We start from the raw sequence: 16,466 nt of genomic DNA, 5'->3' as shown, positions 1-16,466 counted from the left end.
GTGGCGGGCACCACAGGGGACGAGAATTGCGGCGGCGCTGGGGCGCCGGACCGATGGATCAGAACTTCAGGCGGCGGGCGCGCTTGACCATCGGGATCGCGTGGATCTTGTCGAGCAATTCGTCCGAGATCGGCTCGTCGACGGCGACATAGCAGATCGCGTCGCCGCCGGGCTTGTCGCGACCGAGCGCGAAGGTCGCGACATTGACGCCGGCGCTGCCCAAGAGCGAGCCGAACTGGCCGATGAAGCCCGGCTTGTCGGCATTGCGGACGTAGAGCATATGCGGCGCGAACTCGGCATCGACCTGGATGTCGCGGATCTCGACGATGCGCGGCTTGCCGTCATGGAAGACGGTGCCCGAGGCATGGCGCGGCATGTCCTCGGCCTCGACGACGATGCGGATGACGCTTTCGAGATTGCCGGCGACATCGCGGGTCAGCTCCTCGACGACGATGCCCTTCTCCTTCGCCACCATGGCCGCGTTGACCATGTTGATCTCGGGCAGGAAGGGCCTGAGCACGCCGGTGATCGCGGCAGCCGAGATCGCCTTGAGGTTCAGGCTCGCGACCGCGCCCTCGTACTCGATGCGGATGCCCTTGACTGGCGCCTCGGTGAGCTGGCCGAGGAAGGAGCCGAGCTTTTCGGCGAGATCGACGAAGGGTTTTACGCGCGGCGCTTCCTCCGCGGTGATCGAGGGGAAGTTGACCGCGTTGGTAATGGCGCCCTTCAGCAGATAGTCGCTCATCTGCTCGGCGACCTGCAGGGCGACATTCTCCTGCGCCTCGTTGGTGGAGGCGCCGAGATGCGGCGTGCAGACCACGTTGTCGAGGCCGAAGAGCGGGTTCTGCTCCGCCGGCTCGACCGAGAACACGTCGAAGGCGGCGCCGGCGACATGGCCGGACTTGATCAGGTCCGCCAGCGCCTGCTCGTCGACGAGGCCGCCGCGGGCGCAGTTGATGATCCGCACGCCCTTCTTCGTCTTGGCGAGGTTCTCGGCCGAGAGGATGTTCTTGGTCATCGCCGTCATCGGGACGTGCAGCGTGATGAAGTCCGCGCGCTTCAGCAGGTCCTCGAGCTCGACCTTCTCGACGCCGAGCGCGACGGCGCGCTCGGCTGAGAGATAGGGGTCATAGGCGATGACGCGCATCTTCAGGCCGATGGCGCGCTCAGCAACGATCGAGCCGATATTGCCGGCGCCGATCAGGCCGAGCGTCTTGGCCGTGATCTCGACGCCCATGAAGCGGTTCTTCTCCCACTTGCCGGCCTGGGTGGAGGTGTCGGCCGCCGGGATCTGGCGGGCGAGCGCGAACATCATGGCGATGGCGTGCTCTGCGGTGGTGATCGAGTTGCCGAAGGGCGTGTTCATCACGATCACGCCGCGCGCTGTCGCGGCCGGGATCTCGACATTGTCGACGCCGATGCCGGCGCGGCCGATGACCTTCAGGTTCGTCGCCTGCTCCAGCAGCTTGGCGGTCGCCTTGGTGGCCGAGCGGATGGCGAGGCCGTCATACTCGCCGATGACGCTGGCGAGCTTGTCCTTGTCCTTGCCGAGGTTGGGATCGAAGGTCACGTCGATGCCGCGATCCTTGAAGATCTGGACGGCGGCGGGGGAGAGGGCGTCGGAAATCAGGACTTTCGGGGCGGCCATGGGAGGCTCCGGCTGGCGCGGCGCGAAGGGCGCTCTGCGCTGAGATTTTGGAGAACAGGAACCTCGCCCGTCATCCCGGATGGAGCGAAGCGGAACTCCGGGATCCATCGTAGGGGGCTGAGCTCTACGATGGATCCCGGAGCAGCGCCGCTATGCGGCTTGTCCGGGATGACGGCGTGGTTCGGTGCGATTTGCGAAGGAGATGGTCGGGTCAAGCCCGACCATGACGGTCCGGTCAGGCCGCCTTCTTGCCCAGCCCCGCCTTGGCCTCGGCGAAGGCATAGGCGATCCAGGGCAGCAGCGCCTTGACGTCGCGCGACTGGACGGTCGCGCCGCACCAGATGCGCAGGCCGGGAGGGGCGTCGCGGTAATGGCCGAGATCGTAGCCGGCGCCGGCCTTCTCGATGATCGACACCACCTGCTTGGCGAAGGCCGCCTGCGCGTCCGCCGGCAGGGCCGTGACGGCCGGATCGGTGAACTTCAGGCACACGCTGGTGTTGGAGCGCGTCTTCGGCTTCACGGCCAGGAAGTCGATCCAGTCGTTCTCGCGCACGAACTTGGCGATGACGCGGGCATTGCCGTCGGCGCGCTTCACCAGCCCGTCGAGCCCGCCCACTTTCTGGGCCCATTCCAGCGCGTCGATATAGTCCTCGACCGCGAGCATGGAGGGGGTGTTGATGGTCTCGCCGGTGAAGATCCCCTCGATCAGCTTGCCGCCCGAGGTCATGCGGAAGATCTTCGGCAGCGGCCAGGCTGGCTTGTAGCTTTCGAGCCGGGCGACGGCGCGGGGCGAGAGCACGATCATGCCATGCGCGGCCTCGCCGCCGAGCACCTTCTGCCAGGAGAAGGTGACGACATCGAGCTTTGGCCAGTCGAGGCGCTGGGCGAAGGCGGCGGAGGTGGCGTCGCAGATGGTCAGCCCCTCGCGATCGTCAGCGATCCAGCCCGCGTCGACGACGCGCACGCCCGAGGTGGTGCCGTTCCAGGTGAAGACGACGTCGCGGTTCTTGGTGTCGACCTTCTTGAGGTTCGGCAATTCGCCATAGGGCGCCTCAAAAGTGCGGACATCGGCGAGCTTGAGCTGCTTGACGACATCGGTGACCCAGCCGGCGCCGAAGCTCTCCCAGCTTACCATGTCGACGCCGCGTGCGCCCAACAAACTCCAGAGCGCCATCTCGACGGCGCCGGTATCGGAGGCCGGCACGATGCCGATGCGGTAATCGGCGGGAACGGCAAGCACCTCGCGCGTCAGGTCGATCGCGCGCTTGAGCTTGTCCTTGCCGATCTTGGCGCGATGCGAGCGGCCGAGCGGGGCGTCGGAGAGGTTCTTGAGGGCCCAGCCGGGGCGCTTGGCGCAGGGGCCGGACGAGAAATTAGGCACGCGCGGACGCGTGCTAGGGGCAGTATTCACCATCGATGTCTCCATCCTTACAGATGGGCGCGCCCCGTTGGGGGGGCGTGTCCCGTCGATGGGGGTAGGATGGGAGGGGGCGGGGAGTCAAGCGGGGGGCGTAGCGTGAACTTTCAAATGGCAGCAGATCGTCAAGTTGGTCGCTAGTTGTCACAGGGAGGTTCTTCCACGCCGTGCATGAGAGCCACTGTGGGGATCAGCCTCATCAGGTCCTGTATCCAGTCTTCAGAGATCAGTAGGAGCGTGAGTGCGGCGTGAAGGTTATCGAGGTGCCTTTGCGGATTTTGCTCGGCCGCAAACGTCACGACTGTAGTAGCGCGATCCAACGAGCCAAACAGAAAGAAGCCGCCTTGCCCGTTCGGATGACAAATCTCTGAGAGCCAGTCATACTGATCTCTGATCAGTTTCAGCACATCATTGGTCTTCGCGAGCTTGTCCAACACAGTCACGATATTGAGAGCTTTTGTCGTCGGAAAGTCCGCGACGAGACTGGCGTCGCGAGTAGCCATTAGCCAAGCGAATGAAATATCGCCGACCTGCTCAATATCAGCTTTGGCGACAGCGTCCTTGATCTGAGAGCGGGCCAATGCGGTTACCGCAAGCGTTTCGATAAGCGCACGCGCAGCCAGGATCGCGATGAGGGTCGACTTAGCGTTCATAGCGAGCGCTACGCCGTCTGAAAGCGCGACCACCCGATGCAGTAGCGCAGCGATAAGCGATTTTAGTTTCCAGGCAATTTTTGAAAGCCGAAGTTCTTGGTCAGCCCCGTCTACCGTGGCGGGCCTCATGTGCGCTAGCCGTAACACGCATGCGTTTAGATCCCGCCGCAGGTCCTTGTCTGCATTCGGAAGATCCTCGGGAATCGTCCAGAGAGTGGGGAGCCTCAGCATGCGTTCTGCCTCGTGATGGCGACTTCCTGCCCCCGTTTCATCCGCCCTCCACCACCCGCCTGACAATTAGCTCTACCGGCTCGATCGAGCTCCAAGCGAACAGCTCGCGCAGATCGGGCACGTTGTTCAACGATAGGATGGGGCGGCCATGAAGGCGTTGTAAAGCAGTGCTCAGCCCCTCAAACCGCTGGACCGAATAGTCCACGGAAATAGACGTGTTTCGCGCTCCAATGGATCGGGCTTAACGACCACGATCTTGGGTGAAATATCCGCGTTCTCGGAAGAGATTTCCGACAAAGCGCAGAAAAGTTGGGATATATGGATTGCCGCTGTTTCAGAGCGGAGGTCCCTGTGACGTTTCTTCAGCTTGCTTATCTTCTGATCGCATTTTCATACGTGCTGGCTGCGATCGCGCTTTATGCCGGGCATTGAGATTACTGGCGGGTTTCAGGCGACTGTCGCCAATGCTGCGCATCCGGCGCCAAATCTTATCCCCGCCCTCATAACCCGCGCCTATCCTCAGCCCACCTCGTCCCCGAGGGGCAGCCATCCGGAGGTATGCCGTTGGCGGGGCGGGGGCGGCGCCTGCGGGTGGGGTTACGACCCACTCCCGGGAGGCTTCGGGGCACCGCCCTGGGGATAATACGGTCCCTGTGCGAGGAGCTCGCTGGACGGTTCGGGGTGTCCAGGCCCCGATGCGGAGCGGATGACGAGGCGATGAGCCGAGCTGATCCGCGAGGCGTCGGGCCCGAGGAGCCCCAGACCTTATAAGCGCGGCCCGGAGACTTAAGAACGCCGGCAAGCGGAGCGCCACGGGGCGTGCGGATGGTGGCTCAATCCATCCGCGCCGCATCCTGGCTCAATGGACGCGGCCCGATACCCACGCGCCTCGCGGCGCTCCGCTGCCCCTCATTTCAACCCGCCGCGCGACTCGCGCGGGCGGCGCCTTGGCGCGCGTTCCTTCTCCCCTGGGGGGGAGAAGGTGTCTGCGCAGCAGACGGATGAGGGAAGGACACGCGCCGGTGCAAGACGACCCTCATCCGTCAGCGCTTCGCGCTGCCACCTTCTCCCCCGAGGGGAGAAGGAAAGGCGCGGCTTCCGCGCTCAATCCCCGGTCATCGTCATTTCGGCGTCGATCGCCTTCATCTTCGGATGGGCGGCGCAGAAAGCCCTGATCTTGTTCGCGACGGGGGCGGCGTATTCGCTCTTGCGATGGGCGCCGGATTTCAGCCAGTCGGCGCAGCTCAGCTCCGGATCGGTGATCCGGGCAGCGGCGGGCGCGGCGAGGAGGAGGGCGACGAAAGCGGCGAGCAAGGCGAGGCGGGGCATGGTCTGGTCCTGAACGGGCGGCCGCATCACCGGCTTAGGCCTCGGGCGCCGCTCCTGCTAAGGCATCGGACCGCAAAGGGGAATCCACTTTTTCCGAAGAATCGGAGGGGGCAGGCAGGGCTGTGCATTTCGTGATAGGCAGCGGCTTTCGTCCGCTAGAGCCTTTCCGGCGAACAGAGTTCGCCTCCAAAGCTCCAGCCTTTTGTTTTGACGCAGTTCCGGCCGCAAAACCGCTTCGCGCTTTTGCTGGAATTGCCTGGAGGTAAAGAGACCATGGCCCGCAAGACTCCCGAACAGCTCGCCCAGGAATTCGAGGGCCGCAAGGCCAAGGGGCTGGCCAAGGGCGGGGCGGCGTTCTGGCCGAACATCATCGCCAATGCCGTGCTGAAGCTCACCCAGCAGCGGGCCGAGATCACGCCCGAGACGCTGATCGACATGATCGAGCGCGAGGCGCCGACGCTGGAGGTCAACGTCCGCTCCGGCGCGACGGAAGCCGTCGCGCGGCTGAAGCAGGCCATCGCCAAGGGTTCTTGAGCTAGCCCGGCTCGCCGGCGATGACGCCCTTGCGCAGCAGGAAGCAGCCATAGGGGCGGGGATCGCCGACCTGCACGACCGCGAAAGCCCGCCGCGCCTGATCGTAGAAGGCGAAGCGCTCGATGCCGGCGAGCGGCGAGGGGCGGCCGAGCGCGGTGTCGATCTCGGCCTGCACCGCGCGCTGGACCTCGGGAATCGCGGCGACGTCGCCGACCACTTCCATGCGCCTGACAGGCTCAGGCTCGAAATCGTCGATCGGCAGCACCGAGAGGATGGCGCGCGCGGCGCGCTGCATCGTCAGGCCGGGCAGGCGGATCAGGCGGCCGCTGGTGGTCGCGCTGGCGATGGTTTCGGCGGGGTGGTTGGCATCGACCAGCGCGAGGTCGTCGCCATGGCCCATCGCGGCGAGCACCCAGAGCAGGTCGGCGGAGAGGACGGGGTCGAGGTTTTTCAGCATGACGGGCGGCGGCCCCTCTTCGTCAGGTAGATGCGGGCGGCGTTGCCGCCGAAGATCGCGACGCGCTCGGTGGCGTTGAGCGTCGCGGTGAGGCGCTCGGTGGCGGCGAGCCACTGGTCGTAAGCAGCGGCGAGCGTCGCGACCGGCCAGTCGCTGCCCCAGAGCAGGCGCTCCGGCCCGAAACAGGCCAGCAGCTGGGCGACGGCCGGAGCCAGCGTCGCCTCGCGCCAGCCGGGTCCGGCTTCGGTGACGAGGCCGGAGAGCTTGCAAGTGGTGTTCGGCCGCGCGGCGAGCGCCGCGATGCCGCCGCGCCAGGCGGAGAGGTCGGCGCCGGTCAGGTCCGGCTTGGCGCCGTGGTCGATGACGACGGGCAGATCCGTCTCGCGCTCCAGCAGCGTGAGGAGGGCGGGGATCTGCGGCGGCTTCACCAGCGCGTCGAAGACGAGACCGTGTTCCCTGAGCGCCGCAAAGGCGGGCGCGAGGCTCGGCTTCGCAAGCCAGCCTGGATCTGGAATGTCCTGCGCCATCGGACGCAAGCCGACGAGCAGCGGGTCGGCGGCGAGGGCGGCGATGCGGGCGGGGGCGTCGGGCGCCTCGAAATCGGTCCAGCCGACGACGCCCGCGACGAAGGGCGTGGCGGCGGCGAGCGCGAGCAGATGATGCGTCTCGGCTTCGGTCGGGGCTGCCTGGACGAGAATGGTCGAGGCGATGTCGTGCTGCGCCAGATGCGGGGCGAGATCGGCCGGCTCGAAATCGCGGTAGATCGGCTTCAGCGCGGGCGTCAGCCAGCCGTAATCGCCGCGGGACAGCCGCCAGAAATGCTGGTGGGAATCGATGCGGGGCGGGCTCGTCACGGGCGGCTCTCGCAGGGGATTCGGCGGCAGGGAAGAACAGCGCGGCGATACTATGTGCACGCCAACATGTTAGCTTGCAACCGCCCCGAAAGGAGATTAGCGTCCAGCCCGATCACGGATGCGGGAGGCACACGTCGCCTCATGTTCCGCGCGCCATCAAAGGCCCGAAACGGGCCGTGTTCAAGTCCTGGGGAGGACGCCGATGACCGATAGCATTCTCAAGCCGACGCGCCGTGTCCTGCTCGCCGGCGGCGCCGCCGCGATCGCCTCGCCCTTCGTGCTGCGCAAGGCGCAGGCGCAAGGCGCGTTCGACTGGAAGAAATTCTCCGGCCAGTCGATCGACGTGCTGCTGGTCAAGAACCCGCGCTCCGACCTGATGCAGGCGGCGGAGAAGGAGTTCACCGAGCTCACCGGCATCAAGGTCTCGGCCGAGCAGGTGCCGGAGCAGCAGCAGCGCCAGAAGGCGGTGATCGAGTTCGCCTCGGGCAAGCCGAGCTTCGACGTCAGCGGCATCTCGCTGCATGTGCAGAAGCGCATGGCGGCCAAGGGCAAGTGGTTCGAGAACCTCGACCCCTACATCAAGAACGCGGCGCTGACCGCGCCGGATTTCGACTTCGCCGATTTCGGCGCCGGCCCGGTCGCCTATGCGCGGCAGGCCGACGGGGCGCTCGATACGATCCCGTTCTTCGTCGATTACTGGATGGTCTACTACAACAAGGAGCTCTTCGACGCGAAGGGCGTGGCCTATCCCAAGACGATGGACGAGATGTTCACCGTCGCACAGAAGCTGCACGACCCCGCCAAGGGCGTCGCCGGCTTCGTCTCGCGCGGCCTGAAGAATGCGAATGTTCCGGTCTGGACCTCGCTGATGCTTGGGCAGGGCATGGAGACGACCTCGCCGGACGGCAAGCTGCAGACCGATACGCCGGAGGCGATCTGGGCGGCCGATCTCTACCGCAAGCTCAACAAGGAGACCGGGCCGGTCGGCCAGGTCGGTTTCAACTGGAACGAGTGCCAGACCACCTTCATGCAGGGCCGCGCCGCGATGTGGCTCGACGGCATCGGCTTCGCCACGCCGCTGGAGGATCCGACCAAGTCGCGCATCGTCGGCAAGGTCGGCTATGGAGTGACGCCGCCGGGGCCGAAGGCGCATCACGCGGGCATGTTCGCCGACGGCATGGGCATCTCGCGCGGCTCCTCCAAGAAGGAGGCGGCCTGGCTCTACCTGCAGTTCATGACCAACAAGAAGAACCAGATCGCCATGCTCAAGGCGGGTGCCGGCGCGCCGGGCCGTTCCTCGGCCTATCTGGACACCGAGACGATCGCGAGCTCGAAGTTCGGCAAGCAGTATTTCGACTGTCTGCTGGCCTCGGCCAAGGTCGCGCGGGCCGGCCTGCCGCAGATCGTGCCGGTGACCGAGTTCCGCGACGTGTTCGGCGTGGCGCTGACCAATGCGATCGGCGGGGCTGATGTCGCGGCCGAGCTGAAGAAGGCGACGGAGACCTTCGCACCCGTGCTCGCCAAGAGCGAGCAGGGCTGAGGACAACAAGCGTCATGGCCGGGCTTGACCCGGCCATCTCGTGACCAAAGCGCACCCTCGAAGAGATGCTCGGGGCAAGCCCGAGCATGACGGTTCCAGACGCATGACCAGCACGTCCCTGCCAGCCAGCATGCCGAGCACGACGCAAGCGAGCGCCGCCGCGGCTTCGGCCGATTTCACGCCGCGCTACTGGCTCTTCTCGCTGCCGGCGGTGCTCGTCATCTCGGCCGTGATCGTATTCCCCTGGCTATTCACGCTCTACATGTCCGGGCAGGACTGGAAGATCGGCGGCGGCGTGGAGTTCGTGGGCTTACGCAATTTCGCCGAGCTGATGAAGGACCAGCGCTTCATCGAGTCGATGGGGCATACGCTGTATTTCACCGTGCTGGCGGTGGTGCTGCCGATCGTGTTCGGCACCGCGGCGGCGCTGGTCTTCCACCGGGAGTTCCCGATGCGGGGCCTGCTGCGCACGATCTTCGTCATGCCGATGATGGCGACGCCGGTCGCGGTCGCGCTGGTCTGGACGATGATGTTCCACCCGCAGCTCGGCGTGCTCAATTACCTGCTTTCGCTTGTCGGCATCGGGCCGTCCGGCTGGGTCTACGAGACCTCGACGGTGATCCCGACGCTGGTCATGGTCGAGGTCTGGCACTGGACGCCGCTGGTCATGCTGATCGTGCTGGGCGGATTGGCCGGGCTGCCGCGAGAACCCTACGAGTCGGCGCTGATCGACGGCGCCAATGACTGGCACATGTTCCGGCACATCACGCTGCCGCTGGTCTGGCCCTTCATCATGGTGGCGATCGTGATCCGTACCATCGATGCGCTGAAGGCCTTCGACACGATCTTCGTGATCACGCAAGGCGGGCCGGGAACGGCGTCGGAGACGCTGAACATCTTCCTCTATCTGCAGGCCTTCCAGTTCTACAAGATCGGCTATGCCTCGGCTGTCGTGGTGATCTTCTTCGTCATCATCATCATGCTCTCGCTGCTGCTGCTCTATGCCCGGCAGAAGTCGAAGTGGAACGCGTGATGGTGGGCTTCGTACCCTCAGCCCTCATCCTGAGGAGCCGCGAAGCGGCGTCTCGAAGGATGTTCCAGAGCGCACTGAAGCATCCTTCGAGACGCGCCTGCGGCGCTCCTCAGGATGAGGGCTCAGGAGATATGGCGTCATGAACCGCGCGCTCAAGAAAGCCGGCTTCTGGGCCTCGGTTTTCGTGCTCGTCTCGCCGGCGGTGCTGGTCTTCCTCTGGATGATCTCGCTGTCGCTCAAGAACGAGCTCGACAACACCGCTTTCCCGCCGGTCTTCATCCCGAACCCGCCGACGCTGAAGAACTATGTCGACGTCTTCGCGCAGAACAATTTCGGGCTTTATCTCTGGAACTCGATCCTGGTCACGGGCGGGGCTGTGTTGCTTGGTCTCATCGTCGGCGTGCCGGCCGGCTACGGCATCGCGCGCGGCAAGGCGCATAAATTCGCGGTGCTGATCCTGGTCGCGCGGATGACGCCGGCTTTGTCCTACCTGATCCCGCTCTTCCTGCTGTTCCAGATCACGGGATTGGTCGGCTCGATCACGGCGCTGGTCATCACCCATCTCGTCATCACCATCCCGATCATCGTCTGGATCATGATCGGGTATTTCGAGAACGTGCCGATGGAGCTGGAGGATGCCTCGCGCATCGACGGCGCCACCACCTGGCAGGCCTTCCGCCATGTCGCGCTGCCGCTGGCCAAGCCCGGCATCGTCGTCGGCGGCATCCTCGCCTTCATCTTCTCCTGGAACAACTTCATCTTCTCTGTCGTGCTCGGCGGCAAGGGGAGCCGGACGCTACCCTCGGCCGTCTACAATTCGCTGACCTTCGAGCAGATCTCCTGGGGCCCGCTCGCCGCGGCTGCCCTTCTGGTGACGCTGCCCGTGCTCCTCGTCACCGTCATCGCCCAGCGCCAGATCGTCGCCGGCCTCTCCGCCGGAGGCCTCAAGGACGGCTAGCCAATGCCTGCGGAATCGCTTGCGGGCGGCTCTATCTCCATACTAACATGTCAGCCAACGTTCAGTTCTGAAAGCTCATCCCATGGCCTCAAAGAAGACCCGCTTCGGCCTCTCCTGTGCGATCACCACCCCGATGCGGGAAGGCGGCAGCGTCGACCTGCCGCGCCTCGTCCATCACGCGCGCCATGTGCTGGCGGAGGGCTGCGATTCCGTCACCCTGTTCGGCACGACGGGCGAGGGCGCGGCGCTCGGCCTGCCGGCGCGGACCGCGATGATGGGCGCGCTGATCGGGGCAGGTATCGACCCTGCAAAGCAGATCTATGCCGGTGTCGCCGCAGCCTCGATGCATGAGGCGGTGGAGCAGGCGCGCATCGCGCTCGATGCCGGGGCGAAGGGCCTGCTGGTCGCGCCGCCCTTCTACTTCAAGGGCGTCAGCGACGAGGGGCTCTATGTCTGGTTCTCGCAGTTCTTCGAGAAGCTCGGCGCCTCCGCCCGGAATGTCGTCGTCTACCACATCCCTTCGGTGACGGCGGTCGATATCAGCGTCGGCCTGGTGCAGCGGCTCAAGACCGCGTTCCCCGGCCTCGTCATCGGCGTCAAGGATTCCTCGGGCAGCTATGCCAATACCGAAGCGCTGCTGAAGGCCCATGGCGAGCTCGCCATCCTCGTCGGCGACGAGCGCCAGCTCGCCAAGGCGGTGCGCAACGGCGCCGAGGGCACGATCTGCGGTCTTGCCAATCTCGCGCCGGGCCTGCTGCGGCCGATGGTCTACGAAGGCAAGGACAGCCCGGTGGTGAATGCGCTGGTCGACGAGATCTGCTCGCATCCGGTGCTGGCGGCGGTGAAGGCGCTGGTCGGCCATATCCATGGCGATGACGGCTATGGCGCGATGCGCCCGCCGCTGGAAGCGTTGGACGCCGCGACCCGCAAGCGGCTCTTCGCCGCCTTCGATTCGATCAAGCAGGCGAAGGCAGCCTGACAGGGATGTCGCAAGGAGGGATCGTGAACGAGCCGGAGCAGGAAGCGCGCGAGGGCGAACCGCTGAAGCTGAGGGAGCGCGCCTATGCCTCCTTCACCGAGCGATTGCTGGCGCGCGAGATCAAGCCCGGCCAGTTTGTGACCCAGCGCGAGCTCGTCGCGATGACGGGCTTTCCGCTCGGCGCCATCCGCGAACTCGTGCCGCGACTGGAGGCGGAGGGGTTGATCAAGACCGTGCCGCAGCGCGGCATGCAGGTCGCCCATGTCGATCTCAACCTGATCCGCAACGCCTTCCAGTTCCGGCTCTTCCTGGAGAAGGAGGCGACGGCGCTCTACACCCAGAATGCGACCGAGGACGAGATCGCCGAGCAGCGCGCCCGCCACGAGGCGATCATCGCGCGGGCCGAGGCCGGCGGCGACGAGCGCCTGATCGAGGATGCCGAGGACGTCGACCGCCTGATGCACGAGGCGATCATCGACCATCTCGACAACGACATCGTCAGCCAGGCCTTCCGCGTGACCTGGCTGAAGATCCGGCTGATCCGCCAGTACGAGACGCGCATCCAGAACCACATCCTCGTGCCGGTGATGCAGGACCATCTCAAGATCATCGCCGCGATCGAGAGCCGTGATCCCGAACGCGCGTCGGAGGAAATGAGCATCCATATCGGCAACGCCCGCGCGCGGGCGATGCAGTACTGACGACCGCAACCATCACGAGCCGGACAAACCGGCCGCTCCCCGGAGGGAACAGGCGATGACGAAGCAGACGAGGCGCGAATTCATGGCCGCGGCGGCGGCGGGGACGGCTGCGATCGCGGCGCCCAACATCCTGAGGGCGCAGGCGCTGGTGCTGCGCTGGGCCGACGGCCAGCCGGCGAGCCATCCCTCGCCGCAGAGCGCGGTGAAGGCCGCCGCCGAGATCAAGGAGAAGACCGGCGGGCGCATCGACGTCCAGTCCTTCCCGAACGGGCAGCTCGGCTCCTCCCGCGACATGGTGGAATCGGTCGCATCGGGCGCGCTGACCATGGTGACGGAAGGCGCGGCGCAGCTCGGCCAGTTCGTGCCGCAGCTCTCGATCATCGAGGCGCCCTATATCTGGAAGGACGCGGCGCATATGACGCGCGCGCTGAAATCCCCGCTGATCGACGAGCTCAACAAGGCGCTGGTCGAGAAGCGCGGCATGCGCATGATCGGGGTCAATTATTACGGGGTGCGCCATCTCACCAGCGGCAAGAAGGCGATCAACTCCGTCGACGACATGAAGGGCTTCAAGCTGCGCGTGCCGGAGGTCGACACCTTCCGGGCGATGGCGGAAGCCTGGGGCGCGCGGCCGACGCCGCTCAACTTTTCCGAGCTCTATCTCGCGCTGTCGCAAGGCGCGGTCGACGGGCAGGAAAATCCGCTCCCGACGATCGCCTCGGCCAAGCTCGGCGAGGTCCAGAAATACCTCGTGCTGACCGCCCATATCATCACGCCGCGGCTGGTGATCGTGAACGAGGCGGCCTGGCAGAAGATTCCGCAGGCCGATCGCGATCTCGTCGTCGCTGCGGTCGACAAGGCCGCGACCTGGCAGGACAACGAGATCCTGGAGCAGGAAAAGGGCCTTGCCGACACGCTGGCGAAGGGCGGCATGACGGTGATCAAGCCGGACAACGAGGCCTTCCGCAAGCCGGTGCTGGCGACGGTTCCCGCCAAGTTCGAGAGCAAATGGGGCAAGGGCCTCTGGGACCGCATCCAGGGGCTTTGACCCGGTTCCTCGGAACCACGCGGGTCATCCCGGACAAGCGGCTTCAGCCGCGCCGATCCGGGATCGATGCCGGAGCTTCCACCGGAAATGCTCAGGCATGGATCCCGGGTCTCCGCTTCGCTGTGCCCGGGATGACGCGCATTTGATCTCCACTGTCGCAAAGGCATCCGCATGACGCGCTGGTCCAGGGTTTTCGACCGCCTGACGGAGGTGATCGCGGCGATCCTCATCGTCGCGCTGCTCGTCGTTGTCACCCTCGGCATCGTCACGCGGGCGCTGGGCGAGCCGTTGATCTGGACCGACGAGGTCTCGCGCTTCCTGATGCTATGGGTCGCCGTCGCCGGCTGGATCCTGGCGAGCCGGCGGCGCGCGCATATCCGCATCCGCTTCTTCCATAACCTGCTGCCGCAGCATGGCTGGCGGGCGGCCGAGAGCGTGATGCAATCGGCGATGGTCGTCTTCGGCCTGCTGGTGAGCTGGTACAGCGTCCATCTGATCCAGGCGAACTATGATCTCGAGGCGACGACCGTGCCGCTCTCGATGGGGCTGCTCTATGTGCCGATGCTGGTAGCGGGCGTCGTCACGGCGCTGCAGGGACTGGCCGAATTGATCGACAATGTCAGGAACTGGAACGATCCGCCGTTTCAGCCAATTGCGCCGACGCTGCAGGAGGCGGCCGAGTGAGCACGCTGATCTTTCAGATCTCGGCCGTCTGGCTGCTCTCGATCCTGGCGGGGTTCCCGCTCTTCGCCTCGATGGGGCTTGCCGCCTTCGCCTTCGTGCTGATCGGCGATTTTTCCGCCTCGATCGTGCCGCAGAAGATGGCGCAGGCGATGAACTCCTTCCCGATCGTGGCGGCGCCGCTCTTCATCCTGATGGGCAACATCCTGGGCGCGGCGCGCATCACCGACCGCATCGTCGCCTTCGCCACGGCGGTGCTCGGCTGGCTGCGCGGCGGCTATGCCCATGCCTCGATCCTGACCAGCATGATCTTCGCCGGCATGGTCGGCTCGGCCGTCGCGGACGCGGCGGGCTCGGGCGCGATCGAGATCCGGGCGATGCGCAAGGCCGGCTATCGGCCGGAGACGGCGGCCTCGATCACGGCGGCAGCGGCTACGATCGGGCCGATCATCCCGCCTTCGCTGCCGATGGTGATCTACGGCGTGACGGCCGATGTCTCGATCGGCCGGCTCTTCATCGGCGGCGTCATCCCCGGCATCCTGATGGGATTGTCACTAATGGTGATGGTCGCGATCATCGCCAAGCGGCAGGGCTTCCGGAAGGAGCCGTTCAAGGGCTTCCGCGAGATCGGCCGCAGCTTTTTCAACGGCTTCTTCGCGCTGATGACGCCGCCTTTGATCCTCGGCGGCATGTTCACCGGCGTGTTCACCCCGACGGAAGCGGCGGCCGTCGCCTGTCTCTACGCGCTGTTCCTGGGCTTCTTCGTCTATCGCACGCTGGAGGTGAAGCAGCTCTGGCCGATCCTGATCGAGACGGTCGAGACCACGGGCCTCGTCACGGTCCTGGTGATGGCGGCGGGGGCGCTCGGCTGGTGCATGTCGATCTCGCGCGTGCCGCAGACGCTGACGCCGCTGATCGTCGAGACGATCAAGGACCCGCTCGTCTTCCTGCTGGTCTGCAACCTGATCCTGCTCGTCGTCGGCTGCTTCATGGAAGCGCTGGCCGCGCTGCTGATCCTGATCCCGATCCTGGTGCCGGCGGCGCATAGCTTCGGCATCGACCCCGTCCAGTTCGGCATCATCATGATCCTGAACCTGATCCTGGGGACGATCCATCCGCCGATCGGGGTGGTGCTGTTCGTGGTGACGCGCATCGCCAATGTCTCGTTCGAGACGATGTCTAAGGCGATCCTGCCCTGGCTCGTGCCGCTCCTGGTGGTGCTGGCCATGATCACGCTCTGGCCGCCCCTGACGACCTGGCTGCCGAACCATGTGATGGGGCCGTGAGGCTGGCCGGCTGCCATTCCAAGCCCTCATCCTGAGGAGGCCCGTCAGGGCCGTCTCGAAGGATGTTTCAGGAGGGTCCGGAACGATCTGGATCATCCTTCGAGACGCCGCTCACGCGGCTCCTCAGGATGAGGGCTGAAGAATTCGTGGCAGGGCCTCAGCTCTCCGGCTCGCCGCCATTGTCGAGATAGCGATCGACCGGAATGACGATGTCCTCGTCCAGCAGCCCGATCGCGGCTTCGTCCTTGCCCTTGTAAGGGATCGCCTTCAGCACATGGCGGATGGCGTTGAGCCGAGCGCGAAGCTTGTCGTTGCTGCGCACGACATGCCAGAGCGCGGCCTCGGTCGAGGTCCGGGACAGCATCTCGTCGAAGGCGCGGGAATAATCGTCGAAGCGCGGGACCGACTCGAAATCGATCGGCGACAGCTTCCAGCGCTTGAGCGGATCGTGCCAGCGGGCGTGCAGCCGCGTCATCTGCATCTCGCGCCCGATGGTCAGGAAGAGCTTGATCAGGCGAACGCCGTCGCGGGCGAGCATGCCCTCGAAAACCGGCGCCTCTTTCAGGAATTGCTCGGTTTCTTCCGGCTTGCAGAAGCCCATGACACGCTCGACGCCGGCGCGGTTGTACCAGGAGCGGTCGAAGAACACGATCTCGCCGGCGGTGGGCATCTGCGCGGCATAGCGCTGGAAATACCACTGGCCCTTCTCGGTGTCGGAGGGCTTGGGCAGGGCGACAATGCGGGCCTGGCGCGGATTGAGATGCTGGGTGAAGCGGGCGATGGTGCCGCCCTTGCCGGCGCCGTCGCGGCCTTCGAAGACGATGACGATCCGCTCGCCATGCTTGGCCGTCCAGCGCGTCAGCTTCTGCAGTTCGATCTGCAGCGGCTCCATCTCGCGGTTGTAGCGCTTGCGCTTCATCCGCTTGCCATAGGGATAGTTGCCGCTGTGATAGGCGGCATCGATGATCGCTTCGGGCAGGCTGTCGGCTTCGAGGTCGAAGTCCTTCGCCTTGATGGCTTTGGTGCGCGTCTTGGCGGGCCTTGCAGGTTTCTCCGATGGCACGACGATGGGATCCTTCACGTCCGAACCCGAGAACTTCTTCGCCATGGTCAGACC

At 65.5% G+C, this 16,466-nt stretch carries 16 protein-coding genes; 9 read left to right on the top strand and 7 right to left on the bottom strand.

Annotated elements, in window-relative coordinates; all coding sequences use genetic code 11:
* Nucleotides 1-58: 58 nt before the first annotated feature.
* The 4 genes from serA to ACFJGT_RS18690 form a co-directional block, all read right to left on the bottom strand.
* Nucleotides 59-1,648 (bottom strand): phosphoglycerate dehydrogenase, encoded by a 1,590-nt coding sequence (gene serA, locus ACFJGT_RS18705; protein WP_377840802.1) that lies wholly within the window; start codon nucleotides 1,646-1,648, stop codon nucleotides 59-61.
* Nucleotides 1,649-1,883: 235 nt separating this feature from the next.
* The gene (locus tag ACFJGT_RS18700; protein WP_377840800.1) at nucleotides 1,884-3,062 is read right to left on the bottom strand and encodes a phosphoserine transaminase; all 1,179 of its coding nucleotides are present in this window, start codon (nucleotides 3,060-3,062) and stop codon (nucleotides 1,884-1,886) included.
* A gap of 140 nt (nucleotides 3,063-3,202) precedes the next feature.
* Complete coding sequence (locus ACFJGT_RS18695; protein ID WP_377840797.1) at nucleotides 3,203-3,847, bottom strand: hypothetical protein; 645 nt, start codon at nucleotides 3,845-3,847, stop codon at nucleotides 3,203-3,205.
* A 1,206-nt stretch (nucleotides 3,848-5,053) separates the two neighbouring features.
* On the bottom strand, nucleotides 5,054-5,278 hold the full coding sequence (locus ACFJGT_RS18690) for a hypothetical protein (RefSeq protein WP_377840795.1): 225 nt from the start codon (nucleotides 5,276-5,278) through the stop codon (nucleotides 5,054-5,056).
* A gap of 273 nt (nucleotides 5,279-5,551) precedes the next feature.
* Here ACFJGT_RS18690 and ACFJGT_RS18685 point away from each other — a divergent pair, with 273 nt between their 5' ends.
* A complete protein-coding gene (locus ACFJGT_RS18685; protein WP_377840792.1) occupies nucleotides 5,552-5,812 on the top strand; it encodes a hypothetical protein in 261 nt (86 codons plus the stop codon).
* A gap of 1 nt (nucleotide 5,813) precedes the next feature.
* Here the strand turns inward: ACFJGT_RS18685 and ACFJGT_RS18680 are convergent, their stop codons facing one another.
* Nucleotides 5,814-6,269: an RbsD/FucU family protein gene (locus ACFJGT_RS18680; RefSeq protein ID WP_377840790.1), complete on the bottom strand. Its 456-nt coding sequence runs from the start codon at nucleotides 6,267-6,269 to the stop codon at nucleotides 5,814-5,816.
* Nucleotides 6,263-7,123, bottom strand: coding sequence for an amidohydrolase family protein (locus ACFJGT_RS18675; RefSeq protein WP_377840788.1), 861 nt, complete (start codon nucleotides 7,121-7,123; stop codon nucleotides 6,263-6,265). The genes ACFJGT_RS18680 and ACFJGT_RS18675 overlap by 7 nt, the downstream gene beginning before the upstream one ends.
* 202 nt (nucleotides 7,124-7,325) lie before the next feature.
* On the opposite strand from ACFJGT_RS18675, the gene ACFJGT_RS18670 reads away from it, so the two are divergent.
* The 8 genes from ACFJGT_RS18670 to ACFJGT_RS18635 all read left to right on the top strand — a co-directional run bounded on the left by ACFJGT_RS18670 (nucleotide 7,326) and on the right by ACFJGT_RS18635 (nucleotide 15,349).
* Nucleotides 7,326-8,663: an ABC transporter substrate-binding protein gene (locus ACFJGT_RS18670; RefSeq protein WP_377840786.1), complete on the top strand. Its 1,338-nt coding sequence runs from the start codon at nucleotides 7,326-7,328 to the stop codon at nucleotides 8,661-8,663.
* A 103-nt stretch (nucleotides 8,664-8,766) separates the two neighbouring features.
* Nucleotides 8,767-9,696, top strand: coding sequence for a carbohydrate ABC transporter permease (locus tag ACFJGT_RS18665; RefSeq protein WP_377840783.1), 930 nt, complete (start codon nucleotides 8,767-8,769; stop codon nucleotides 9,694-9,696).
* A 139-nt stretch (nucleotides 9,697-9,835) separates the two neighbouring features.
* Complete coding sequence (locus tag ACFJGT_RS18660) at nucleotides 9,836-10,654, top strand: carbohydrate ABC transporter permease (protein WP_377840781.1); 819 nt, start codon at nucleotides 9,836-9,838, stop codon at nucleotides 10,652-10,654.
* Nucleotides 10,655-10,736: 82 nt separating this feature from the next.
* A complete protein-coding gene (locus tag ACFJGT_RS18655; protein ID WP_377840777.1) occupies nucleotides 10,737-11,633 on the top strand; it encodes a dihydrodipicolinate synthase family protein in 897 nt (298 codons plus the stop codon).
* Between the two features lie 23 nt (nucleotides 11,634-11,656).
* Nucleotides 11,657-12,334 (top strand): GntR family transcriptional regulator, encoded by a 678-nt coding sequence (locus ACFJGT_RS18650; RefSeq protein WP_377840774.1) that lies wholly within the window; start codon nucleotides 11,657-11,659, stop codon nucleotides 12,332-12,334.
* A gap of 55 nt (nucleotides 12,335-12,389) precedes the next feature.
* A complete protein-coding gene (locus ACFJGT_RS18645) occupies nucleotides 12,390-13,382 on the top strand; it encodes a sialic acid TRAP transporter substrate-binding protein SiaP (RefSeq protein ID WP_377840772.1) in 993 nt (330 codons plus the stop codon).
* A 171-nt stretch (nucleotides 13,383-13,553) separates the two neighbouring features.
* The gene (locus ACFJGT_RS18640) at nucleotides 13,554-14,066 is read left to right on the top strand and encodes a TRAP transporter small permease (protein WP_377840770.1); all 513 of its coding nucleotides are present in this window, start codon (nucleotides 13,554-13,556) and stop codon (nucleotides 14,064-14,066) included.
* Nucleotides 14,063-15,349: a TRAP transporter large permease gene (locus ACFJGT_RS18635; protein ID WP_377840767.1), complete on the top strand. Its 1,287-nt coding sequence runs from the start codon at nucleotides 14,063-14,065 to the stop codon at nucleotides 15,347-15,349. The genes ACFJGT_RS18640 and ACFJGT_RS18635 overlap by 4 nt, the downstream gene beginning before the upstream one ends.
* Before the next feature lie 157 nt (nucleotides 15,350-15,506).
* Here ACFJGT_RS18635 and ppk2 read toward each other — a convergent pair whose 3' ends face one another.
* Entirely contained in the window at nucleotides 15,507-16,457 is a 951-nt protein-coding gene (ppk2, locus tag ACFJGT_RS18630) for a polyphosphate kinase 2 (RefSeq protein WP_377840765.1), read from the bottom strand.
* Nucleotides 16,458-16,466: the final 9 nt, after the last annotated feature.

Origin of the sequence: Allobosea sp. UC22_33 (genome assembly GCF_042700715.1) — a bacterium.
GTDB lineage: Bacteria > Pseudomonadota > Alphaproteobacteria > Rhizobiales > Beijerinckiaceae > Allobosea.
The sequence above is the reverse complement of the archived record's forward strand: the minus strand, read 5'-3'. Positions and strand labels throughout refer to the sequence as shown.